This is a genomic window from Pseudomonas spartinae, assembly GCF_965197125.1.
In the GTDB taxonomy this organism is placed as follows: Bacteria; Pseudomonadota; Gammaproteobacteria; order Pseudomonadales; family Pseudomonadaceae; genus Aquipseudomonas; species Aquipseudomonas composti_A.
In genome coordinates this window covers 773,912-794,672 of sequence record NZ_CBDAMB010000001.1, presented here as the reverse complement: position 1 = coordinate 794,672, position 20,761 = coordinate 773,912, and the positions used below count along the sequence as shown (strand labels likewise).

The following is a 20,761-nucleotide window of genomic DNA, read 5'->3' as shown; positions in this document are numbered from 1 at the left end:
TTATTGTGTTTAGAGCGGTTTGACGCGGAACAGGCCGTGGTCGTGGCCTTCCTGCGAGGCACCGTAGACCTGTTCGGCGACGGTGCGGATGCTGCTGCCCTGGGCTTGCAGAATCTGGTCCATGGCGCCGGCGAACCAGCCAGTGAACATGTAGTCGACCGGGCGGCCGCACTGGCCGTAGACATAGACGAAGGCCGAGTGGTCCAGGCGCACTTCGCAGGTGCCGGCCTCGAGGTCGATCGACTCAATCTTGAACAGGCCCCAGCCGCGCTGCGACAGGCGCTTCATGTAGTGCTCGAATACCGCTACGCCGGACAGGCCATGGCACTCGGCTTCCTTCTCGCACCAGTGCCAGGCGGACTTGTAGCCGGCCTTGTAGAGGATCTCGGCGTACTTGTCGGCGCCGAGCACTTCCTCGATGCCAATGTGGTTGTTGACGAAGAAGTGACGCGGCACGTACAGCATCGGCAGGGCGTCGGTGGTCCATACGCCGGTTTCGTCGTCGACCAGGATGGGCATTTCGGGGGCGTGGGTGGACATGTTGGATAACTCCTGAGTTTGAGCGGTAGGAGCGGCCTAAGCCGCGAAGCCTCTGGCTATTCCGCCCTTGGGGACGAATCGCGGCTGAAGCCGCTCCTACAGAAATTGGATTGGAAAGGGCTTATTCGCCCCAGACGTCGGCGAGTACGCGTACCCAGTTCTCGCCCATGATCTTGCGCACAACGCGCTCGGAATGGCCGCGTTTGAGCAGGGTCTCGGTGAGGTTGGGGAACTCGCCCACGGTGCGGATGCCCAGCGGGTTGATGATCTTGCCGAAGTTGGTCAGGCGGCGGGCGTAACCCTTGTCGTGGGTCAGGTATTCGAAGAATTCCTTGCCGTGGCCCTGGGTGAAGTCGGTACCGATACCGATGGCGTCTTCACCGACGATGTTCATCACGTACTCGATGGCTTCGGCGTAATCGTCGATGGTCGAGTCGATGCCCTTGGCCAGGAACGGCGCGAACATGGTCACGCCGACGAAGCCGCCGTGGTCGGCGATGAACTTCAGTTCTTCGTCGGACTTGTTGCGCGGGTGTTCTTTCAGGCCCGAGGGCAGGCAGTGCGAGTAGGTCACCGGCTTCTTCGACTCGAGGATGACTTCCTCGCTGGTCTTGGAGCCGACGTGCGACAGGTCGCACATGATGCCGACGCGGTTCATCTCGGCGACGATCTCGCGACCGAAGCCGGACAGGCCGCCGTCACGCTCGTAGCAGCCGGTGCCGATCAGGTTCTGGGTGTTGTAGCACATCTGCACGATGCCCACGCCGAGCTGCTTGAACACTTCGACGTAGCCAATCTGGTCCTCGAACGCGTGGGCGTTCTGGAAGCCATAGATGATGCCGGTCTTGCCCTGCTCCTTGGCCTTGCGGATGTCGGCAGTGGTGCGTACCGGCATGACCAGGTCGCTGTTCTCGCGGATCAGCTTGCTGCTGGCGGCGATGCTGTTGACGGTGGCCTGGAAACCTTCCCATACGGACACCGTGCAGTTGGCGGCGCTCAGGCCGCCCTTGCGCATGTCTTCGAACAGTTCGCGGTTCCATTTGGCAATGATCAGACCGTCGATGACGATGCTGTCGGCGTGCAATTCGGCTGGGCTCATCAGGCTTGTCCCCTAATACGGATGCGCCGAGTCGGCTGTCGGCGCTTTGGGGAGAGCTTATCCCTGGGGGGCAGGGTGACCCGGTGCAAAAACGACTGGGGGTTTGCCGAAAGCGTCAAGCCGAGGTCGCGAATGGATACGCGGCCTCGGCGCACCTCGTCATCGGCACAAACGGCCTGCGAAGCGCGTCGTTTTGAGACGGCAAGCGGCTGACGCTGTGCCTAGGGCGCAGGTCGTTCGTGGCGATCCTGGCTGGGACTGGTGGCGAAGCGCCTGCGGTAGCAGCGCGAGAAGTACGACGCCGAATCGAAGCCGCAGGCCAGGCTTACCTCCAGCACACTGAGATCGCTCTGGCGCAACAGCTGGCGTGCCTTGTCCAGGCGCAGGCCGAGGTAGAAGGCCGACGGCGTGGTTGCCAGGTGGTGGCGGAACAGGCGTTCCAGCTGGCGCACGCTGATGCCCGCCTGATCGGCCAGCGCCTCGTTGGGCAGCGGCTGCTCGCACTGGCGCTCCATCTCGCCGATCACCCGCACCAGCTTCTTGTTGTGCAGGTCGTAGCGACTGGCCACCTGCATGCGCTGGTGATCCAGGCGAGTGCGGATGCGGCTGACCACGAACTGCTCGGAGACCTGCACGGCCAGCGGTTCGCCATGTGCCTGGCTGATCAGGCCGAGCATCAGGTCGAGGCTGCTGGTGCCGCCCGCACTGGTGATGCGCTTGCCGTCGATCTCGAACAGTTCCTGGGTGACCAGTAGCGCCGGATAGCGCTCGCGAAAGGCATCGATGGCTTCCCAGTGCAGGGTCAGGCGCTGGTGCTGGAACAGCCCGGCCTCGGCCAGCAGGAAGCCGCCGGTGTCGATGCCGCCCAGGATTGCCAGTTCAGGCTCGTGCCGTTGCAGCCAGTGCGCCAGGTGATGGTCGTAGTGCGCCAGCGGTTCGAAGCCGGCGACCACGAACAATGCCTGGCAGTCATCGGGCAGCTGCAAGCCATCGTCGACGTTGAGCGACATGCCGTTGCTCGCCTGCACGGCGTTGCCGTCCTGGCTCAGCAGACGCCAGCGATACAGCTCCCCACGGAAGCGATTGGCCACGCGCAGCGGTTCGATCGCCGACATCAGGCCCATCATCGAGAAGCCGGGTAACAGCAGAAAACAGTAGGTCTGTGGCATACGGGGCATGCGCCGGTGCAGGGTGACGGGTAGCCCGGATGCGATCCGGGGGTGGCCTGGAATTAATACGCCATCACGGCTTCTGCGTCAGCAACTGGTCGACATGAGTCAACAAAGCGTCGCCAAAGTGCGAATGGTGCGCGAGAGTGAGGCGTAAGGTGGTTTCATCGGGATGATCAGAAACCCGAGCACGGTGGGGGCCAAGAACCTGACCACGATCTGTGCGCGTCGCTGCTACCGCGTCAAAACAAGCTGGAACGCCAGCTCGCTCGCAATGCTCATTTGCCATGCGCAATATCGAGCGCGACACCGAGCGTTGCTCAGCTGTTTTGGCGGGGCGCTATCACTGCGGCACGCGAGATCGCGAACAGGTTCCAGGGCCTCTAGAAGAACGAAATAGAACCGCTGTGACACGATGAGGAGCACCCAGATGAAAGGTCTTACCGCGCTGGCCGCGTGCTGCACCCTGAGCCTGTTCAGTACCTCCCTGCTGGCTGATGACGCCAGTTGCAAGAACGTTCGAATCGGCGCCGTCGGCTGGACCGACGTGGTCGCCACCACCGCCGTCGCCAGCGAACTGCTGCATGGCCTCGGCTACGAAACCAAGCAGACCCAGGCGTCGCAACAGATCATCTTCGCCGGTATCCAGAAGGGGCAGATCGATGCCTTCCTCGGCTACTGGAAGCCGATCATGGACGACAACATCAAGCCCTTCCTCGAGGCCGGTGCGGTCAAAGTCGCGGCCGAGCCATCGCTGGACGATGCCGTGGCCGTGCTTGCGGTGCCCAGCTACACCGCTGAAAAGGGCCTGAAGACCCTGGCCGATATCGCCAAGTTCAAGGATCAGCTGGACGGCAAGATCTACGGCATCGAGGCCGGCTCCGGCGCCAATACCGCGATCCAGAAGATGATCGACTCCAACCAGTTCGGCCTGGGCGGTTTCAAGCTGGTCGAGTCCAGCGAGGCGGGCATGCTCGCCGCCGTCGGCCGCGCCGTGCGTAACGACAAGCCGGTGGTGTTCTTCGGCTGGAAGCCGCACCCGATGAACCTGTCGATGCAGATCACCTACCTCACCGGCACCGAGGACGTGTTCGGCCCCAACGATGGCGCCGCCACGGTTTCCACCGTCACCGCGCCGGACTATGCCGAGCGTTGCCCCAATGCCAATCGTCTGCTCACCAGCCTGCGCTTCACCAGCGAGCAGGAAGCCGCGTTGATGCAGCCGATCATGGAGCGCAAGCCGGCCGCACAGGTCGCGCGCGACTGGATCAAGGCCAATCCGAAGGTGGTCGACGCCTGGCTGCAAGGCGTCACTACGCTGGATGGCAAGCCCGCCAACGCCGCATTGGTCGCCGGTAACTGATGCACCGGCGCCGGCTCAACCGGCGCCGATTCCCTTTTTTGTACAACGCCTGCGGCCTGGCCGTCGGCCCTTGTTCGCCCCTGGAAAGGACAGTCGAAGATGAACTACGAGGTTATCGTCACCTGCGCGGTGACCGGCGCTGGCGACACCGTCGGCAAGCACCCGGCGATCCCGGTCACCCCCAAGGAAATCGCCGCCGCCGCCATCGAGGCGGCCAAGGCCGGCGCCACCGTCGCCCACTGCCATGTGCGTGACCCGCAGACCGGCAAACCGAGCCGCGACGTGGCGCTTTACCGCGAGCTGGTCGAGCGCATCCGCGAAAGCGATACCGATGTGATCATCAACCTCACCGCCGGCATGGGCGGCGACCTGGAGATCGGCCGTGGCGAGCAGCCGCTGGAGTTCGGTGCCGGCACCGATCTGGTCGGGCCGATCACCCGCCTGGCGCATGTCGAGGAACTGCTGCCGGAAATCTGCACCCTGGACTGCGGCACGCTGAACTTCGGCGACGGCGACTTCATCTACGTCTCCACCCCGGCGCAGCTGCGTGCCGGCGCCAAACGCATCAGCGAACTGGGGGTGAAGGCCGAGCTGGAAATCTTCGACACCGGCCACCTCTGGTTCGCCAAGCAGATGATCAAGGAAGGCTTGCTGGACGATCCGCTGATCCAGCTGTGCCTGGGCATTCCCTGGGGCGCGCCGGCCGACACCACGACCATGAAGGCCATGGCCGATAACCTGCCGCCTGGCATCACTTGGGCCGGCTTCGGCATCGGCCGCATGCAGATGCCGATGGTCGCCCAGGCCATGCTGCTCGGCGGCCATGTGCGCGTGGGGCTGGAGGACAACATTTGGCTGGATCGCGGTGTACATGCGAGCAACGGGCAACTGGTCGAACGCGCCATCGAGATCATCGAGCGCCTCGGCGGCCGCGCCCTGACCCCGGCCGAGGGCCGGGAAAAGATGAAGCTCAAGCGTCGCTAGCGATTTTCTCCCCTCTCCCGCTTGCGGGAGAGGGGCAGGGGCGGCCCGCGATCGGGAGAGGGTTTGTGTGCACCCCCCGTAGCCCGGATGCAATCCGGGGCATTCCTAACACCAACTCCCCGGATCGCATCCGGGCTACCGGAGTTCAACCATGACCTTCGTTACCGATATCAAGACCTTCGCCGCTCTCGGCACCGGCGTCATCGGCGCCGGCTGGATCGCCCGTGCCCTGGCCCACGGCCTCGACGTGATCGCCTGGGACCCGGCGCCCGGCGCCGAACAGGCACTGCGCACGCGCCTGGCCAATGCCTGGCCTGCACTGGAAAAACAGGGCCTGGCGCCTGGCGCCTCGCTTGAGCGTCTGCGCTTCGTCGATAGCATCGAAGACTGCGTGCGCGCTGCCGATTACATTCAGGAAAGCGCGCCCGAGCGCCTCGATCTCAAGTGCGAACTGCACGCGAAGATCAGCGCCGCCGCGCGCCCTGACGTATTGATCGGCTCCAGCACCTCAGGCCTGCTGCCCAGCGAATTCTATGAAGGTGCCGCGCACCCCGAGCGCTGCGTGGTCGGTCACCCGTTCAACCCGGTGTACCTGTTGCCGCTGGTGGAGGTCGTGGGCGGCGCGAAGACCGCGCCCGAGGCGGTGCAGGCGGCCATGAAGGTATACGAAGCGCTGGGCATGCGCCCCCTGCATGTACGCAAGGAAGTGCCAGGTTTCATCGCCGACCGCCTGCTCGAAGCGCTGTGGCGCGAGGCACTGCACCTGGTCAACGACGGCGTGGCGACCACCGGTGAGATCGACGATGCGATCCGTTTCGGCGCCGGTCTGCGCTGGTCGTTCATGGGCAGCTTTCTGACCTACACCCTGGCCGGTGGCCCGGCGGGTATGCGCCACTTCATGGCGCAGTTCGGCCCGGCGCTGAAGTTGCCCTGGACCTACCTCGAGGCGCCGGAGCTGACCGACGGGCTGATCGACGCGGTGGTCGAAGGCACGGCCGAGCAGCAGGGTGAGCGCAGCCTGGATGCCCTCGAACGCTACCGCGATGACTGCTTGCTGGCCGTGCTGGAGGCGATTCGCCAGACCAAGGCCAAGCATGGCTTTGCCTTCGCCGAATAAAACGAGTCATTCCCGGTGCGCGCGGCGCACCCTACGGGCAGCCTCTGTCGTGCTCCCCTCTCCCATTTATGAGAGAGGGGCCGGGGGAGAAGGCCTAATCGGAAGTCGAACATGAATCTACCAACCTATCGGACCATCATTTCCCCCGATTGGGTCGACTACAACGGCCACCTGCGCGATGCCTTCTACCTGCTGATCTTCAGCCATGCCACCGATGCGCTGATGGACGTGCTGGGGCTGGATGAAGTCGGCCGCGCCCGTACCGGCCACACGCTGTATACCTTGGAATGCCACCTCAATTTCCTGGCGGAGGTGAAGGAGGGCGAACGGGTAGAAGTGCGCACCCAACTGCTGGCGCACGACGCCAAGCGCCTGCACATTCACCATGGCCTTTACCGGTCGGGCGAAGACGCCAGCCTGGCGCAAAGCGAGCAGATGCTGATGAATATCGACGGCGCAGCTGGCCGTGGTGCGCCATTCGATGAGCAAGTGGCGCTCAGGGTGGTGCAGTTGGCCAGCGAACATCAGGGATTGCCACAGCCGGACTGTGTTGGCCGGCTCATCGGCCTGCGCCGCGCTTCCTAGGCTGTCGCGCGGCCGCCCAGGGCGCGCGCCTCCGCGTCACTGCCCACGCGGCAACCCTTATTTGGGCTTGTACGCGCAGTACCCCGGTCTTGGGCCAACCTTGGGATGGTGGCGGCAGGTGTCCGGACGTTTCTCGTAGACGGTGCACAGGCGCGTCTTGCGGTCGAGGAACAGGCAGTCGTTGTTGGACATGCGGGTCAGGGTGAAAATGCCCGATTTCTGGTTGAAGCGTTCGACCACGCCGTCTTTTTGCAGACGTTTGGCGATGTTCTTCGGCGGTTCGCTGCGTTCGAACTCGTCCACCAGTTCCAGGCGGATCAGGTCGTTCAGGCGCACTTCCACCGGCAGGGTGCAGCAGCTGGAGATGCAGCTGTGGCACATGTCGGCGGTGTATTTGGCCCAGGTTTCCAGGCGATCGATCTCTGCAGCGGCTATCAGGCGGGGCTTCATCATGGTTTGGCTATCGTGCGGTCGGTGCCGCTGCTGTCACGGGGCGGCGATGATAGCGGGCGCGTGGCGTTTGTGAAGCACCGGCTGGCGGCTGATTGCGATGCGTTGTGCCTGTGAACGGCTTGGCAGTCGTCTCTCTGGGTGTTGGTCGATGCGACTCCTATACTGTGTGCCCGTCTCGGGTGGCTGCTAGGTGCGCGAGGCGATCTTTCTCAGGGTTGGGACATAACGCATGCAATGGATCTTCATGCTGGTCGGTTTGGTGCTCGGCGTGGGCGCCAGCGAATCGGTCACCGGTGCACTTCTCGGCGGCTTGATCGGCCTCAGCCTGGGCCAGGCGCTGCGCCTGCAGGGGATGGAGGCGCGCAATGCGCAGCTGGCCGCGCAGCTCAAGGACTTCGCCGAACGTTTCGAGCGCGGCACCCGCGCCATGCACGAGCGCCTGCTCAAGGTGGAGCAGGGAGAACACGGCGAGCCTGAGCCAGTGCCTGCCCCGGCACCTGCTGAAGCCGTTATCGACTTGCCTCCCGAGCCTACGCCCGAGCCGGTCGCTGCCGAAGAACCCGTGCCGGAGCTGGACTGGACGCTCGAAGCCGTGCCGGAAATCGAAGCGCCGCAGCCTGTCGATGAGCCCGCACCGCTGGCCGCGCAGGTCGCCCACCAGCCGCAGCCTGCCCCACAGCAAAGCCCCTGGCGCGAGCAAGCGCCGCGCGAGCCGAACCTGGTCGAGCGCGGTATCGCGGCGGCCAAGGCCTGGCTGTTTGGCGGCAATACCGTGCTGCGGGTCGGCGTGGTGCTGTTGTTCCTTGGCCTGGCCTTCCTCCTGCGTTACGCCACCGAAGGCGTCGAGGTGCCGATCGAGCTGCGCTACATGGGCGTTGCGGCCAGCGCCCTGGCCCTGCTCGGTCTTGGCTGGTGGCTGCGGCGGCGTAACCGCAGCTATGCCCTGGTGCTGCAGGGTACCGGCATCGCCGTGCTCTATCTGACGGTGTTCGCCGCCATGCGCCTGCATCCGTTGCTCGATCCGGGCATGGCCCTCGGCTTGCTGGTGGCGGTGACGCTGTTCTCGGCCATTCTCGCCGTGCAGCAGAATGCCCTGGGCCTGGCGGCGGCTGCCGCGCTGGGCGGCTTCGCCGCGCCGATTCTCACCTCCACTGGCAGCGGCAACCATGTTGCGCTGTTCTCCTATTTCGCCCTGCTCAATGCCGGCATCTTCGTCATCGCCTGGTTCAAGGCCTGGCGTCTGCTCAACCTGATCGGCTTCGTCGGCACCTTCGGCATCGGTTTCGCCTGGGGTCTGCGTTCCTACACACCGGAGCTGCTGTGGAGCACCGAGCCGTTCCTGGTGTTGTTCTTCCTGATGTACGTGGCCATCGGCCTGTTGTTCGCCCGTCGCACCCTGCGTGACGCGGCAGATGCCCCGCAGGCACGCGACGAACTGCTGCGCTGGTCGCTGCGCCGCGGCGATTACGTCGATGCCACCACGCTGTTCGGCCCGCCACTGGTCGGCTTCGGTCTGCAGGTCGCACTGGTGCGGCATATCGAGTTCGCCGCTGCATTCAGCGCCCTCGGCCTGGGGCTGTTCTATCTGCTGCTGGCGCGGGTGCTCAAGGCGCGAGCTGGCCAGCGCGCCTTGCTGCTGATGGAAACCTGCCTGGCGCTCGGCGTGGTATTCGCCAGCCTGGCCATTCCGCTCGCGCTGGATGCACGCTGGACCAGCGCGGCCTGGGCCGTGGAGGGCGCCGGCATCTTCTGGTTGGGGCTGCGTCAGGGCCGGCCGCTGGCGCGTGCGTTCGCCCTGTTGCTGCAGCTGGGCGCCGCCCTGGCGTTCGTCAGTGCTCTGGATTACGGCCATGACCGCCTGCTCGACGGCTCGCCGCTGGGCGCGCTGATGCTCGGTGTGGCCCTGTTGTTCAGCTATTGGCAGCTACGCCGGGCGCCGCAGGCCGCCAGTGCCCGGGAGAACCGCTTGCAACCCTGGCTGGGCCTGGCGGGGTTGGCGTTTCTCTATCTGATCGCTCCGCTGCTGTTCGAGGCACCCGGCACCGCCATCGCCTGGGCGTTGGCCGGCCTTGCGACGCTGTTCGTCGGCCTGCGTATTGCGGCGCCGAGCTTCGTCTACAGCGCCTTCTTCATCCAGTTGCTCGGTGGCCTGCTGTTCCTCGGCCAGATGGCGCTGGATTCACTGTTCGGCCGTGGCGGCTTCAGCGCTGGCTGGTTCGGCCTGCTGGCAGCGTCGATGGTCGGCCTGGGGCTGATCGCCGGGATGCTGCTGGCCGCACGTGATCCGCAGATCCGCGACAATCGCCGTCTGCTCGGTGCCCTGTCGATGGTGATGCTGGTGGGGCTGGTGTTCATCAATCTGGCGGTGCTGTTCGTGCTGCCCTGGGTGGCGGCTGCCGCGGTGTGGGGCGGCACCGGGCTGTTGATTCTGTGGCTGGCGCTGTATCTGCAGCAGCGCGCGGCCTTCCTGTTCAGTCTGGTGCTGCAGGTTTTCGCTGGCCTGGCCTTCCTCGCGGCGGGGCCGCTGCTGCTCTCGGGCATCAGTGGCGAGGGCCTGTCACCGCTGGCGCATACCGGTTTCTGGACGCCGGCAGTGCTTGGCCTGGCTGCGCAGATCGGCGCCTGGCGCTTGCACAGTCTGGCGCACAGTGGGCGGGAAACCGGGCTCGATGGCATCAGTCTGCAACGCCTGGGTCAGCTTTTGCTGGCTTGGGGCGCGGCCTGGTGGGCGCTGGCCCTGGCCAGTGAGGTGCTGCGCTTCGTCGGTGTTGATCTGCAAGCCAGTGCGCTGCTGGTACTGGCCGCCGCGTCGAGCCTGGCCTGGATGCTGCTGGCGCTGCGCACTGGTTGGCGCGAGCTGGCCGTGCTGTGCAGTCTGCTGGCGCCGGTGGCAGGTCTGATCCTGGCTTATGCCTGGCATCCGCTGTATCACCCGGCGGCGAACTTTGGCTGGCTGGGGTGGGGCGCTGTGATCGCCGTGCATCTGCTGATGCTGAGGTGCCTGAGCGGGCTACTACCGAGCAGCGCGGCCAGCGTTGCCCATGTGCTCGGCTGCTGGTTGCTGATCGCTGTGTTGGCGCTGGAGCTGCGTTACCTGCTGCTGAGCCTGTCCGATCACTACAACGCCTGGCGCTGGCTGGGCTGGGCGCTGCTGCCCACCGCTTACCTGTGGGCGATGGCGCAGACGCGGCGCTTGCCCTGGCCGGTTGCCAGCTTCGAGCGCGAATACCGCCTGTGGGCGGCGGCGCCGCTGGCCGCACTGATGCTCATCTGGTTCTGGCTGGCCAATGCCAACAGCGCCGGCGACAGCGATCCGCTGCCGTACTTGCCGCTCATCAATCCGCTGGAGCTGGGCCTGCTGCTGTGCCTGGGTGCGCTGTTCGTCTGGGCGCGTGATGCGCTGCCGCGCTTTGGTCTGGAACCTGTGCGTGCACAGCAACTGGTGCAGGGTGTGGCAGGGGTGTCGCTGTTCGCGCTGCTGACAGTGATGGTGATGCGTTCGGCGCATCACTGGGGCGGCGTGCCCTGGCAGACGTCGGCGCTATTGGACTCGATGCTGGTACAGGCTGGCTGGTCCATTGTCTGGACCCTGATCGCCCTGGCATTGATGCTGTCGGGCCATCTGCGCGTACGTCGCGAGCTGTGGCTGGTCGGCGCTGCACTGATTGCCCTGGTGGTGGCCAAGCTGTTCTTCGTCGAGCTGGGTAACCGCGGCGGTCTGGAGCGCATCGTGTCGTTCATCGGGGTCGGGGTGCTGCTGCTGGTGGTGGGCTATTTCGCCCCGCTGCCGCCGCGCAAGGCCGACGATACTGCGGCCAAGGAACAGGAGCCTGCCGTATGAGGTTCATCCGTTGGGGCCTGCTTCTGGGGTTAGCGCTGAGTACACTCGGTCAGGCAAGCGAGCAGCTGCAGGATTATCGGCACAGTGCCGCCCTGCAACTTGCTGGAGAGGGCCCCTGGTATCGCCTGGAGCTGCCATTCGCTGCTCACCTCGCTGCCGGCTATGGCGATTTGCGCGATCTGCGCGTATTCGACAGCAAAGGCCAGATGCAGGCCTATGCGCTGATTCCGGGGTACAGCGAGACGCTGCAGCATGAGCAGGAACACGGCGTGCGCTGGTTTCCGCTACGGGGGCGTGTCGATGCTCAGGAGATGCCCGCGTTACGCGTCGAGCGCAGCACCAGCGGTACCCTGATCGAGCTGCGTGGCGACGCGCCGACGGCAAGCGGGCAGCAGTTACGGGGCTGGTTGCTCGATGCCAGCGCCATCGATGCGCCGCTGGTGAGTCTGAACCTGGACTGGAGTGGAGCCGAAGACGGATTCCAGCGTTTCAGCATCGAGGCCAGCGACGACCTGCAGCACTGGCGCAGCTGGGGAGAAGGACAGGTGGCCCGCCTGAGTTTTGCCGACGAGCACATCGATCAGCGCCAGGTCGAGTTGCCCGGGCTGCGTGCCCGCTATCTGCGCCTGCTGTGGAACAATCCCGCCCTGGCCCCGCAACTGGAGGCCGTCACCCTGCGCAGTCAACGGCAGGATCATCAGGCGGCGCCCCTGGTGTGGTCCGAGTCCATGCCGGCACACGCCAATGGTGAGGGGCAGTACCAGTGGCAGTTGCCGCTGGCTCTACCGCTGGAGCGGCTACGTATCGAGCTGCCGCAGAGCAATACCCTGGCGCCGCTGCGTTTCGAGGCGCGTACTAGCGACCAGGGCAACTGGCGTCAGTTGGTCAGTGGCGTTCTCTATCGGCTACCGGAGGCCGGGCGCGAAGTGGTCAGCGATGAATTGGCCCTGCCCGGCTGGCCAGTGCGCCAGCTCCGTGCACAGGTGGATGCCCGTGGTGGCGGCTTGGGCGCGGATACGCCAGACATGCGGGTTGCCCTGCGCGCCACGCAGATGGTGTTTCTCGCACGCGGCGAAGCGCCCTATCGACTGGCGCTGGGCCGCCTAAATGCACAGTCGGCGGCATTGCCGCTGCAAACCCTGATTCCCGGTTATCAGGCGCAACGGCTGGCCAGCCTGGGGCGTGCCGAGTTGGCCGAGGCGCTTGGCGCCCCGGTCGATTCGCAAGCGGGCTCCACTCAGCACTGGCAGCGCTGGGGACTCTGGGCTGTACTCTTGCTGGGAGTCGGCTTGCTGGCGGCGATGGCCGCCAGCCTGTTGCGCCGTCCGCCAGACGCCTGAGCGAGGCGCTACGGACCAACAAACCCCTGCTGCGGCAGGGGTTTTGCAGTATCTTAGGCACCTTGCGCTAATCCAGCATTGAAGGTCAGGAAGGCCCTTGCGTATTTCGATTTGCGTCACTGCCCAGCCGTCCAGTGTCGCTTGTGTCCGCGACTCACGCACTGCTTCGCCGGGAATGCGGAGGGGGCGCTGATGCACGCGTGCATGGCTTCCGGCTGGAGCCTGTCGGCGCCAGTGCTGGGAACGCTGCTGGTATGTCTCGGCGTGATCCTGCTGGCCTGCTGGGTCACCCGTCAGCGCGACTTCCCTGGGCGTGACAGCTTCTTCCTGCTGCACCTGGCCAGTCTCTGGTGGATGGTCGCTGCAGCGTTGGAAATGGCCTTCCTCAGCGCCGACTGCAAGATGTTCTGGGCCAGCATGGCCTGGCCCGGCATTGTTGCCACGCCCACGTTCTGGGCGGTTTTCCTCTGGCAATACGTCAACAGCATGCGCACGCCGCTGGCGCGTAGCAGCATCCTCGGGCTTGGTCTGGTGCCACTGCTGGTCTGGGGGCTGGCGCTGAGCAATCCCTGGCACGGCTTGTTCTACGGCGCTGGCAGTGCACCGATCGACGCCAGCCTGGGTGCGCCCGTGCGCTACGAGCATGGCCCGCTGTTCTACGCCACGGCTGTTTATGTGTACCTGTTCATGGCCTTCTGCATGGGCGTGGTCACGCGTGCCGCTGCGCTCAGCCAGGGGCTGCATCGTCGCCACTACCTGGCCTTCGTGCTGGTCACGGCTGTGCCCTGGGCGGCCAACGTAGGTTACGTCGTATTCGGTTGGACCCTGTTCGGCTTCGATCCGACACCCTTCAGTTTCGCGTTCACCCTGTTGGCTTTTTCCTGGCTGATCGTCGGCGTGCGCCTGTTCGATCTCCTGCCGGTAGCGCGTCACCTGCTGCTGGAGGCCTTGCTCGATCCGGTGCTGGTGATAGATCCACGGGGCCGTGTGATCGAGGCCAACCCGGCAGCGCTGAGACTGGCGGGCCTGCAATCAGGATGGCACGGCATGGCATTGGCGCAGTGGCCGGTTTTCGGCGCCGACCTGCAACGACTGCTGCAAGAGCGCGGCGCTACCGAGGCGGACGTGCCGCTGACGCTGACCTGCGCCGCGCGCTACTACGAGTTGCGGGTGCGTGGCATCCAGCGCGTCACTCGCCATGGTCCGACGCTGCTCGGCCATATGCTCTATATCCGTGACGTGACCCAGCGCCACCTCAGTGAGCTGAAGCTGGCCGAAGCCCTGGCACTCAGCGAGGAGCGCCTGAGCACCATCTCCAGTCTGCACGAGCAACTGCGCGAGCAAGCGCTGTGCGATCCGCTGACCGGGCTGTACAACCGTCGTTACCTGGACGAATTCTTCGCGCGCGAGCTGGCCAGGGTGCAGCGCGAAAAATTGCCGTTGGGGTTGGCGCTGATCGATCTCGACAACTTCAAGCGCCTCAACGACGAGTACGGCCACCTGGTCGGCGACGATGTGCTCAAGGCCGTCGCCCAGCACCTGCTGGACAACCTGCGCAGTACCGACGCAGTGTTTCGTATCGGCGGCGAGGAGTTTCTGTTGATATTGCCGGGCGCCGACCCGCATGAGGCCGGCGAACGCCTGCAGAGCATCTGCACGCAGCTGGCCGCTCAGGATGTCGCCACCCGGGGTGGTGATCAACGCGTGACCCTGTCTGCCGGCATGGCCCACTGGCCTGAGCAGGGGCAGGCGCTCGACGAGCTGCTGCAGGTCGCCGATGCCGCGCTTTACCAGGCCAAACGCGACGGGCGTAACCGCGTCTGCGACCTGCTGGCAGAGGCCAAACCCAGCCATCCATCCCAGCAGGCAGCATTGCGCGGCGACTCGGGTTAAACTGCGCGCGATTTTTTCCCTTTCCGGAGCCGTCCATGTCCCGCGTCACCCTCAGCCGCTACCTGATTGAGCAGACCCGCAGTCACAACACCCCGGCCGACCTGCGTTTCCTTATCGAAGTCGTGGCACGGGCCTGCAAGGCGATCAGCCATCAGGTCTCCAAGGGCGCCCTCGGTGGCGTACTGGGCAGCCTGGACAGCGAGAACGTGCAGGGCGAAGTGCAGAAGAAGCTCGACGTGATCTCCAACGAGATCCTGCTCGAAGCCAACGAGTGGGGCGGTCACCTGGCCGGCATGGCGTCCGAGGAAATGGACAACGCCTATCAGATTCCCGGCAAGTACCCGAAAGGTGCTTACCTGCTGGTCTTCGACCCGCTGGACGGCTCCAGCAACATCGACGTCAACGTTTCGGTCGGCACCATCTTCTCCGTGCTGCGCTGTCCTGAGCGCAATGGCCAGACCGGTGACCTGGGCGAGGAAGCCTTCCTGCAGCCGGGTACCCAGCAGGTCGCGGCCGGTTATGCCATCTACGGCCCGCAGACCATGCTGATGCTGACCCTTGGCGACGGCGTGAAGGGGTTCACCCTGGATCGTGAACTGGGCAGCTTCGTGCTCACCCACGACAACATCAAGGTGCCCGAGTCGACCAAGGAATTCGCCATCAACATGTCCAACCAGCGCCACTGGGAAGCCCCGGTGCAGCGCTACGTCTCCGAGCTGCTGGCCGGTGAAACCGGGCCGCTGGGGCGTAACTACAACATGCGCTGGATCGCCTCGATGGTGGCCGACGTGCATCGCATCCTCACCCGTGGCGGTGTGTTCATGTACCCGCGTGACGCGCGCGAGCCGGACAAACCGGGCAAGCTGCGCCTGATGTACGAAGCCAACCCCATGTCGATGATCATCGAACAGGCCGGTGGCGCAGCGACCGACGGCAGCCAGCGCATTCTCGACATCCAGCCCACTTCGCTGCATCAGCGCGTGCCGGTCTACCTCGGCTCGAAAGAAGAAGTGCTGCGCATCACTGCGTACCACCGCAACTGATGCAAGCCTGGCAGCCGTTGCTCGACTGGTGGTTCGGGGCCGATCACGGCCCGGCCACCGAGGTGGCTGCTGCGCGCCAGGGGTTGTGGTTCGGCAAGCGCGACAGCCAGGACCGTGAGGCCGAGGCGCGTTTCGGCGCGCAGGTCGAGCAGGCCCTGGCAGGCGAGCTGCAAGGCTGGGCGGATGACCCGCAGGGCTGGCTGGCGCAACTGATCCTGCTCGACCAGCTACCGCGCATGATCTTCCGCGATACGCCTCGCGCATTCGCTGGCGACCCACTTGCCCGTCCGCTGCTGCGCGCTGGCCTGGATAGCGGTTGGGATCGCAGGCTGACGCCCATCCAGCGCGTCTTCGCCTACCTGATCTTCGAGCACGCCGAGGATCTGCCCTTGCAGGACCGCGCGGTCGAGCTGTTTGGTGATCTGCTGAGCGAGGCCGCTGCCAATGAGCGGCCATTGTTCGCGAACTTCCTCGATTTCGCCGAGCGTCATCAACGGGTGATCGCCCGCTTCGGTCGCTTTCCCCATCGCAATGCGATTCTTGGTCGCACCTCTAGCGCCCAAGAGCTGGCCTTTCTGCGGGAACCCGGCTCGAGTTTCTGAACTCCAAGCGGGCAAGTCGTCGCCGGCTATGCCAAGCTTGCTGGCACCTTCCCATCAGGAGCTTCATCCATGTCGATGCGTATCTTCGCGTTGCTCGCCTGTTGCCTGCTTGCCGCCTGCGGCAAGGTCAATCAGGAAAATTATTCCAAGCTCGAAGCGGGCATGAGCAAGCAGGAAGTGGAAAGCCTGCTCGGCGCGCCGGGCGAGTGCGCGGGTGCACTCGGGATGACCAGTTGCACCTGGGGCGACGACAAAGCCTATATCAGCGTCCAGTACGCCGGGGACAAGGTCATGCTGTTCTCCGGCAAGGGACTCAAGTAACAGGAGCCTCCATGCGTTCGATCCTCATCGCCAGCGCCATTCTCGCTCTGGCAGGCTGCGCCAACTCGGGTACCGGCAGCATCTCCAAACCGCCACCGCAGACCATGCAGGTCGACCTGCAGCGCTACCAGGGCACCTGGTACGAGCTGGCGCGCCTGCCGATGTTCTTTCAGCGCAATTGCGTGCAGTCCGAAGCGCATTACGGCCTGCGTGATGACGGTCGTATCGACGTGACCAATCGCTGCCGCGACAAGGATGGCGAGTGGATCGAGGCCAAGGGCGTCGCCGAGCCTCAGGTCGAAGGGCAAACCGACAAACTGTGGGTGCGCTTCGACAACTGGGCCAGCAAGCTGCTGCCGATCAAGGGCGACTACTGGGTGATCTACCACGACGAGGATTACCGTGTGGCGCTGGTCGGTCACCCGGAGCACAAGTACCTGTGGCTGTTGTCACGTACACCGGAGGTCGATCAGGAAACCCGCGACAAGCTGCTCGAGGTGGCGCGTGAGCAGGGCTACGTCACCTCGGATCTGATCTGGCGTCAGGCTGACTGACTCAGCGCCCGCGCTGGCCCGGATGCGAGCCGGGCCAGGCCTTCATTCCCAGTCCAGGCGCGCAAGTTTCCATTCGCCGCCGTCGAGCCACCATTGCAGCTTCACCGAGTAGTGCCGCGCGCTGTCGGGAATCAGTCCCTCGGCGCCGCTCAGGCCCACCTGCGCCTCGGTGTAGCCCTTGCTGCTGATTGCCGGGTCGATCCAGCTGTTCTTGCCCAGGGCAATCACCTTGACGTTCTTGTGGCGCAGGAACAACAGGGTCATGGTGCGCTTGGCCCACTCGCTGTCGAGCTCCTGACGAGCCAGGAAGTCGCCATGCAGCTGGTCCATTACCGCGCCAGTACGCTTGGTTTCGATATTGTCCTGCAGCTGCTGCACAGCGGCTTCCAGAGCGGCCTGCGGATCGTCACGAGCGCCGCAGCCGACGAGCAGCAGGCTGAGGGAAATAAACAGCGACCAATACAGTTGACGCATCGACATGCTGAACGTCCTTTTCATGGTTATGATGCCGGGCAGAGTGGAACACGGCAGTTGTAGCCCATCCAACAGGAGCCAACCATGCAGACTTTGTACCCGGAGATCAAACCCTACGCCCGCCACGAGCTGGCGGTCGAGCCGCCGCACGTCCTCTATGTCGACGAGAGCGGCTCGGCGGACGGGTTGCCGGTACTGTTCATCCATGGTGGCCCAGGCGCCGGCTGCGATTCGGCCAGCCGCCGCTATTTCGACCCCGCGCTGTATCGCATCGTCACCTTCGACCAGCGTGGTTGCGGTCGTTCCACGCCGCACGCGAGCCTGGAAAACAACACCACCCAGGCATTGATCGGCGATATCGAGCGCATTCGCGAGCACCTGGGGATCGACAGGTTCGTGCTGTTCGGTGGCTCCTGGGGTTCCACCCTGGCGTTGGCCTACGCACAGGCACATCCACAGCGGGTGCACGGGCTGATCCTGCGTGGCATCTTCCTGTGCCGGCCGCAGGAGTTCAGCTGGTTCTATCAGGAAGGCGCCAGCCGCCTGTTCCCCGATTACTGGGAAGACTATGTCGCGCCCATCCCCGTGGAGGAGCGTGGCGACCTGATGCAGGCTTTCTACAAGCGCCTGACTGGCGCCGACCAGATCGCCCAGATGCATGCTGCCAAGGCCTGGTCGACCTGGGAAGGTCGCACCGCCACCCTGCGCCCGAACAATCAGGTGGTCGACCGCTTCAGCGAGGCGCATCGGGCGCTGTCCATCGCTCGTATCGAGTGCCACTACTTCGTCAACGATGCCTTCCTCGAACCGAACCAACTGCTCCGTGACATGCCGAAGATCGCCCATCTGCCGGGCATTATCGTGCATGGTCGTTACGACGCCATCTGTCCGTTGGACAATGCCTGGGCGCTGCACCAGGCCTGGCCCAACAGCGAGTTGCAGATCATCCGCGACGCCGGTCATTCGGCGGCGGAGCCGGGCATTACCGATGCGCTGATCCGCGCCGCCGAGCAGATGGCCCGGCGCCTGCTCGACCTGCCGCTGGAGGATGCATGAAGCTGCTGATCCAGCGCGTCAGCGCCGCCAGGGTCGAGGTCGAAGGCGAGGTGGTGGGCAGCATCGACCAGGGCCTGCTGGCGCTGGTCGGCATCGAGCCACAGGATGATCAGGCCAGTGTGGGGCGGGCCCTGCACAAGCTGCTCGGCTATCGCGTGTTCAGCGACGAGGCGGGCAAGATGAATCGCTCGCTGACGGACGTGCAGGGCGGCCTGTTGCTGGTGTCACAGTTCACCCTCGCGGCCGACACCAAAAGCGGCATGCGCCCCAGCTTCTCCAGTGCCGCGCCGCCCGCGCAGGGCGCCGCGCTGTTCGATGCCCTGGTCGAGCGCGCACGCAGTGAGCATGAGCAAGTCGCCACCGGGCGCTTTGGCGCCAACATGCAGGTGCATCTGGTCAACGACGGGCCGGTGACCTTCTTGCTCGAGGTATAGCGTGTAGGGTGGACAACGCGAAGCGTGTCCGCCGCTGAGTGCCTCAGAACAGTCTGGCCAGCAACACCGGTACCGCCGTTTCAACGCGCAGAATGCGCTCGCCCAGCTGCACCGGCTGCAGGCCGGCGGCCTCGCGTAGCAGTTCCACTTCGTAGGGGATCCAGCCGCCTTCCGGGCCGATGGCCAGCGTCACGGGCTGTTCTACCGCGCGTGGGCAGGTTGGGTAGTCGCCGGGGTGTCCGGTCAGGCCGAGGGTGCCGGCCGCCAGTGCCGGTAGGCGGTCCTCGACGAAAGGTTTGAAGCGTTTTTCGATGCTGACCTCGGGCAGTACGGTATCGCGCGCCTGCTCCAGGCCGAGGATCAACTGCTCGCGAATCTCCTCGGGCTGCAGGAAGGGCGTCTGCCAGAAGCTCTTTTCCACCCGGTAACTGTTGACCAGCACCAGGCGCGGTACACCCATGCTGGCGATGGTCTGCAGGGTGCGCTTGAGCATCTTCGGCCGGGGCAGTGCGAGAATCAGCGTCAGCGGCAACTTGGCCGGTGGCGCCTGGTTGAGTTCGACGGCGAGCTCGGCGCTGTCGGCATCCAGGCTGAGCAAATGCCCTTCGCCCATCAGGCCGCCCAGGCGTCCTACACGCAGGCGATCCCCTGCTTCGGCGCGGTGTACCTCCTGCAGATGCTTGAGGCGCCGGCCACTGAGACGCACTCGATCGACGCCGATGAAGTCGGCGTCTTCCAGTAGCAGCAGATTCACGGCTGCGGCGCGGGTGGCTGGTCTTCGGGTTTGGCTTGGTCTTCAGCCTCTTCCTGCTCTTGCTTCTGCTTGCGCTTGAGCAGTGCGCCAGCCAGCAGGCCGCTTTCGAACAGTAACCACATCGGCAGCGCCAGCAGCGTTTGCGAGAACACGTCCGGTGGCGTCAGCACCATGCCGACGATGAAGCAGCCGACGACCACGTAGGGACGGCTCTTGCGCAGCGTGGCGACGTCGACCAGGCCCACCCAGATCACCAGGAAGGTGGCGATGGGGATCTCGAAAGCCACGCCAAAGGCGAAGAACAGGGTCAGGACGAAGTCCAGGTACTGACCGATGTCGGTCATCATCGCCACGCCTTCTGGTGTCACGCTGGCGAAGAAGCCGAACATGATCGGGAAGACCACGAAGTAGGCGAAGGCCATGCCGGCGTAGAACAGAAAGATGCTGGAAATCAGCAGCGGCACTGCAATCCGTCGTTCGTGGGTATAGAGCCCCGGTGCGATGAAGCCCCAGGCCTGATGCAGGATCACCGGCATGCCAAGGAACAGTGCGCACATCAGGGTCAGCTTGAACGGCGTCAGGAACGGTGAGGCGACACCGGTGGCGATCATCGTCGCGCCGGCCGGCAAGTAGGCGCGTAGCGGCGCAGCCACCAGGGCGTAGATGTCCTGAGCGAAGTAGAAGAGGCCGGCGAAGATCAGCAGGATGATCACGACGCAGCGCAGCAGGCGAGTACGCAACTCGGTCAGGTGCGAGACCAGAGGCATTTCCTGGTCGTCTTGCGGGTTTCTGCTCATGGCTGGGGATTCTTGTCCTGAACGCTCGGGGTCGCTTCGGCTGTCGGTTTGGCGCTGCTTTCGGCAGGCGGGCTGGTGCCGTTGCCGGTGCCTAGGATGTCCTGCTTCATCGCATTCATCTCGCGCTCAAGCTCGAGAATTCGCTCGTTGTGCAGCTGGCGACGAATTTCATCGGCGCCGATCTCGCGCTCCACCTCGGCCTTGATCGAGTTGAAGCTGCGCTTGATCCGGCCGATCCACAGGCTGGCCGTGCGCACGGCACCTGGCAAACGCTCAGGGCCGAGCACTACCAAGGCCACCAGGCCTACCAGCAGCAGTTCGGTAAAACCGATGTCGAACATG

21 protein-coding genes are annotated in these 20,761 nt (G+C 64.8%); 13 read left to right on the top strand and 8 right to left on the bottom strand.

Annotation, left to right across the window (positions count from 1 at the left end; all coding sequences use genetic code 11):
* Nucleotides 1–9 precede the first annotated feature (9 nt).
* From ACN8M7_RS03650 to ACN8M7_RS03640, 3 genes are all read right to left on the bottom strand, one after another.
* Nucleotides 10–540, bottom strand: a complete 531-nt coding sequence (locus tag ACN8M7_RS03650) for a DUF5943 domain-containing protein (RefSeq protein ID WP_490259797.1) — start codon at nucleotides 538–540, stop codon at nucleotides 10–12.
* Nucleotides 541–661: 121 nt separating this feature from the next.
* Nucleotides 662–1,639: a dipeptidase gene (locus tag ACN8M7_RS03645; RefSeq protein ID WP_061238476.1), complete on the bottom strand. Its 978-nt coding sequence runs from the start codon at nucleotides 1,637–1,639 to the stop codon at nucleotides 662–664.
* A 221-nt stretch (nucleotides 1,640–1,860) separates the two neighbouring features.
* Complete coding sequence (locus ACN8M7_RS03640; RefSeq protein ID WP_490259833.1) at nucleotides 1,861–2,808, bottom strand: GlxA family transcriptional regulator; 948 nt, start codon at nucleotides 2,806–2,808, stop codon at nucleotides 1,861–1,863.
* Between the two features lie 430 nt (nucleotides 2,809–3,238).
* On the opposite strand from ACN8M7_RS03640, the gene choX reads away from it, so the two are divergent.
* The 4 genes from choX (at nucleotide 3,239) to ACN8M7_RS03620 (ending at nucleotide 6,857) form a co-directional block, all read left to right on the top strand.
* Nucleotides 3,239–4,171: a choline ABC transporter substrate-binding protein gene (choX, locus tag ACN8M7_RS03635; RefSeq protein ID WP_061238474.1), complete on the top strand. Its 933-nt coding sequence runs from the start codon at nucleotides 3,239–3,241 to the stop codon at nucleotides 4,169–4,171.
* A gap of 99 nt (nucleotides 4,172–4,270) precedes the next feature.
* On the top strand, nucleotides 4,271–5,155 hold the full coding sequence (gene cdhC, locus ACN8M7_RS03630) for a 3-dehydrocarnitine:acetyl-CoA trimethylamine transferase CdhC (RefSeq protein WP_490259796.1): 885 nt from the start codon (nucleotides 4,271–4,273) through the stop codon (nucleotides 5,153–5,155).
* A gap of 151 nt (nucleotides 5,156–5,306) precedes the next feature.
* Nucleotides 5,307–6,272, top strand: a complete 966-nt coding sequence (locus ACN8M7_RS03625; protein ID WP_490259795.1) for an L-carnitine dehydrogenase — start codon at nucleotides 5,307–5,309, stop codon at nucleotides 6,270–6,272.
* A gap of 111 nt (nucleotides 6,273–6,383) precedes the next feature.
* Nucleotides 6,384–6,857, top strand: a complete 474-nt coding sequence (locus tag ACN8M7_RS03620) for a thioesterase family protein (protein WP_490259794.1) — start codon at nucleotides 6,384–6,386, stop codon at nucleotides 6,855–6,857.
* 57 nt (nucleotides 6,858–6,914) lie between these two features.
* Here the strand turns inward: ACN8M7_RS03620 and ACN8M7_RS03615 are convergent, their stop codons facing one another.
* Nucleotides 6,915–7,310 carry a YkgJ family cysteine cluster protein gene (locus ACN8M7_RS03615; protein ID WP_061238470.1) on the bottom strand — a complete coding sequence of 132 codons (396 nt, stop codon included), beginning with the start codon at nucleotides 7,308–7,310 and terminating at the stop codon, nucleotides 6,915–6,917.
* Nucleotides 7,311–7,539: 229 nt separating this feature from the next.
* Here ACN8M7_RS03615 and ACN8M7_RS03610 point away from each other — a divergent pair, with 229 nt between their 5' ends.
* From ACN8M7_RS03610 to ACN8M7_RS03580, 7 genes are all read left to right on the top strand, one after another.
* On the top strand, nucleotides 7,540–11,151 hold the full coding sequence (locus ACN8M7_RS03610) for a DUF2339 domain-containing protein (RefSeq protein ID WP_490259793.1): 3,612 nt from the start codon (nucleotides 7,540–7,542) through the stop codon (nucleotides 11,149–11,151).
* Nucleotides 11,148–12,491, top strand: a complete 1,344-nt coding sequence (locus tag ACN8M7_RS03605) for a DUF3999 domain-containing protein (protein ID WP_490259792.1) — start codon at nucleotides 11,148–11,150, stop codon at nucleotides 12,489–12,491. Before ACN8M7_RS03610 ends, ACN8M7_RS03605 begins: the two co-directional genes overlap by 4 nt.
* A gap of 192 nt (nucleotides 12,492–12,683) precedes the next feature.
* On the top strand, nucleotides 12,684–14,384 hold the full coding sequence (locus ACN8M7_RS03600) for a histidine kinase N-terminal 7TM domain-containing diguanylate cyclase (protein ID WP_490259791.1): 1,701 nt from the start codon (nucleotides 12,684–12,686) through the stop codon (nucleotides 14,382–14,384).
* A gap of 35 nt (nucleotides 14,385–14,419) precedes the next feature.
* Nucleotides 14,420–15,427: a class 1 fructose-bisphosphatase gene (locus ACN8M7_RS03595; RefSeq protein WP_037004510.1), complete on the top strand. Its 1,008-nt coding sequence runs from the start codon at nucleotides 14,420–14,422 to the stop codon at nucleotides 15,425–15,427.
* Nucleotides 15,427–16,029 carry a DUF924 family protein gene (locus tag ACN8M7_RS03590; protein ID WP_490259790.1) on the top strand — a complete coding sequence of 201 codons (603 nt, stop codon included), beginning with the start codon at nucleotides 15,427–15,429 and terminating at the stop codon, nucleotides 16,027–16,029. Before ACN8M7_RS03595 ends, ACN8M7_RS03590 begins: the two co-directional genes overlap by 1 nt.
* A gap of 69 nt (nucleotides 16,030–16,098) precedes the next feature.
* Nucleotides 16,099–16,350 (top strand): outer membrane protein assembly factor BamE domain-containing protein, encoded by a 252-nt coding sequence (gene bamE, locus ACN8M7_RS03585; protein ID WP_061238465.1) that lies wholly within the window; start codon nucleotides 16,099–16,101, stop codon nucleotides 16,348–16,350.
* Between the two features lie 11 nt (nucleotides 16,351–16,361).
* Nucleotides 16,362–16,904 (top strand): lipocalin family protein, encoded by a 543-nt coding sequence (locus ACN8M7_RS03580; RefSeq protein WP_061238464.1) that lies wholly within the window; start codon nucleotides 16,362–16,364, stop codon nucleotides 16,902–16,904.
* Between the two features lie 42 nt (nucleotides 16,905–16,946).
* Here the strand turns inward: ACN8M7_RS03580 and ACN8M7_RS03575 are convergent, their stop codons facing one another.
* Nucleotides 16,947–17,384 (bottom strand): hypothetical protein, encoded by a 438-nt coding sequence (locus tag ACN8M7_RS03575; RefSeq protein ID WP_061238463.1) that lies wholly within the window; start codon nucleotides 17,382–17,384, stop codon nucleotides 16,947–16,949.
* A gap of 78 nt (nucleotides 17,385–17,462) precedes the next feature.
* Here ACN8M7_RS03575 and pip point away from each other — a divergent pair, with 78 nt between their 5' ends.
* Together pip and dtd are read left to right on the top strand one after the other, a co-directional pair.
* Complete coding sequence (pip, locus tag ACN8M7_RS03570; protein WP_490259789.1) at nucleotides 17,463–18,434, top strand: prolyl aminopeptidase; 972 nt, start codon at nucleotides 17,463–17,465, stop codon at nucleotides 18,432–18,434.
* Nucleotides 18,431–18,868: a D-aminoacyl-tRNA deacylase gene (dtd, locus tag ACN8M7_RS03565; protein WP_061238461.1), complete on the top strand. Its 438-nt coding sequence runs from the start codon at nucleotides 18,431–18,433 to the stop codon at nucleotides 18,866–18,868. The genes pip and dtd overlap by 4 nt, the downstream gene beginning before the upstream one ends.
* Nucleotides 18,869–18,911: 43 nt before the next feature.
* On the opposite strand, the gene ACN8M7_RS03560 is transcribed toward dtd, so the two are convergent.
* Genes ACN8M7_RS03560 through tatB form a run of 3 tightly spaced genes read right to left on the bottom strand, consistent with a single transcriptional unit; the run spans nucleotide 18,912 to nucleotide 20,760 of the window.
* Nucleotides 18,912–19,622 carry a 16S rRNA (uracil(1498)-N(3))-methyltransferase gene (locus tag ACN8M7_RS03560; protein ID WP_490259788.1) on the bottom strand — a complete coding sequence of 237 codons (711 nt, stop codon included), beginning with the start codon at nucleotides 19,620–19,622 and terminating at the stop codon, nucleotides 18,912–18,914.
* Nucleotides 19,619–20,419, bottom strand: coding sequence for a twin-arginine translocase subunit TatC (gene tatC / locus ACN8M7_RS03555; protein WP_061238459.1), 801 nt, complete (start codon nucleotides 20,417–20,419; stop codon nucleotides 19,619–19,621). Before tatC ends, ACN8M7_RS03560 begins: the two co-directional genes overlap by 4 nt.
* Nucleotides 20,416–20,760 (bottom strand): Sec-independent protein translocase protein TatB, encoded by a 345-nt coding sequence (gene tatB, locus ACN8M7_RS03550; RefSeq protein ID WP_061238458.1) that lies wholly within the window; start codon nucleotides 20,758–20,760, stop codon nucleotides 20,416–20,418. Before tatB ends, tatC begins: the two co-directional genes overlap by 4 nt.
* Nucleotide 20,761: the final 1 nt, after the last annotated feature.

Excerpts from the sequence above, each read along its gene's own strand:
- ACN8M7_RS03650 (WP_490259797.1), bottom strand. The coding sequence starts at position 540 with ATGTCCACCCACGCCCCCGAAATGCCCATCCTGGTCGACGACGAAACC.
- ACN8M7_RS03645 (WP_061238476.1), bottom strand. The coding sequence starts at position 1,639 with ATGAGCCCAGCCGAATTGCACGCCGACAGCATCGTCATCGACGGTCTG.
- ACN8M7_RS03640 (WP_490259833.1), bottom strand. The coding sequence starts at position 2,808 with ATGCCACAGACCTACTGTTTTCTGCTGTTACCCGGCTTCTCGATGATG.
- choX (WP_061238474.1), top strand. The coding sequence starts at position 3,239 with ATGAAAGGTCTTACCGCGCTGGCCGCGTGCTGCACCCTGAGCCTGTTC.
- cdhC (WP_490259796.1), top strand. The coding sequence starts at position 4,271 with ATGAACTACGAGGTTATCGTCACCTGCGCGGTGACCGGCGCTGGCGAC.
- ACN8M7_RS03625 (WP_490259795.1), top strand. The coding sequence starts at position 5,307 with ATGACCTTCGTTACCGATATCAAGACCTTCGCCGCTCTCGGCACCGGC.
- ACN8M7_RS03620 (WP_490259794.1), top strand. The coding sequence starts at position 6,384 with ATGAATCTACCAACCTATCGGACCATCATTTCCCCCGATTGGGTCGAC.
- ACN8M7_RS03615 (WP_061238470.1), bottom strand. The coding sequence starts at position 7,310 with ATGATGAAGCCCCGCCTGATAGCCGCTGCAGAGATCGATCGCCTGGAA.
- ACN8M7_RS03610 (WP_490259793.1), top strand. The coding sequence starts at position 7,540 with ATGCAATGGATCTTCATGCTGGTCGGTTTGGTGCTCGGCGTGGGCGCC.
- ACN8M7_RS03605 (WP_490259792.1), top strand. The coding sequence starts at position 11,148 with ATGAGGTTCATCCGTTGGGGCCTGCTTCTGGGGTTAGCGCTGAGTACA.
- ACN8M7_RS03600 (WP_490259791.1), top strand. The coding sequence starts at position 12,684 with ATGCACGCGTGCATGGCTTCCGGCTGGAGCCTGTCGGCGCCAGTGCTG.
- ACN8M7_RS03595 (WP_037004510.1), top strand. The coding sequence starts at position 14,420 with ATGTCCCGCGTCACCCTCAGCCGCTACCTGATTGAGCAGACCCGCAGT.
- ACN8M7_RS03590 (WP_490259790.1), top strand. The coding sequence starts at position 15,427 with ATGCAAGCCTGGCAGCCGTTGCTCGACTGGTGGTTCGGGGCCGATCAC.
- bamE (WP_061238465.1), top strand. The coding sequence starts at position 16,099 with ATGTCGATGCGTATCTTCGCGTTGCTCGCCTGTTGCCTGCTTGCCGCC.
- ACN8M7_RS03580 (WP_061238464.1), top strand. The coding sequence starts at position 16,362 with ATGCGTTCGATCCTCATCGCCAGCGCCATTCTCGCTCTGGCAGGCTGC.
- ACN8M7_RS03575 (WP_061238463.1), bottom strand. The coding sequence starts at position 17,384 with ATGTCGATGCGTCAACTGTATTGGTCGCTGTTTATTTCCCTCAGCCTG.
- pip (WP_490259789.1), top strand. The coding sequence starts at position 17,463 with ATGCAGACTTTGTACCCGGAGATCAAACCCTACGCCCGCCACGAGCTG.
- dtd (WP_061238461.1), top strand. The coding sequence starts at position 18,431 with ATGAAGCTGCTGATCCAGCGCGTCAGCGCCGCCAGGGTCGAGGTCGAA.
- tatC (WP_061238459.1), bottom strand. The coding sequence starts at position 20,419 with ATGAGCAGAAACCCGCAAGACGACCAGGAAATGCCTCTGGTCTCGCAC.
- tatB (WP_061238458.1), bottom strand. The coding sequence starts at position 20,760 with ATGTTCGACATCGGTTTTACCGAACTGCTGCTGGTAGGCCTGGTGGCC.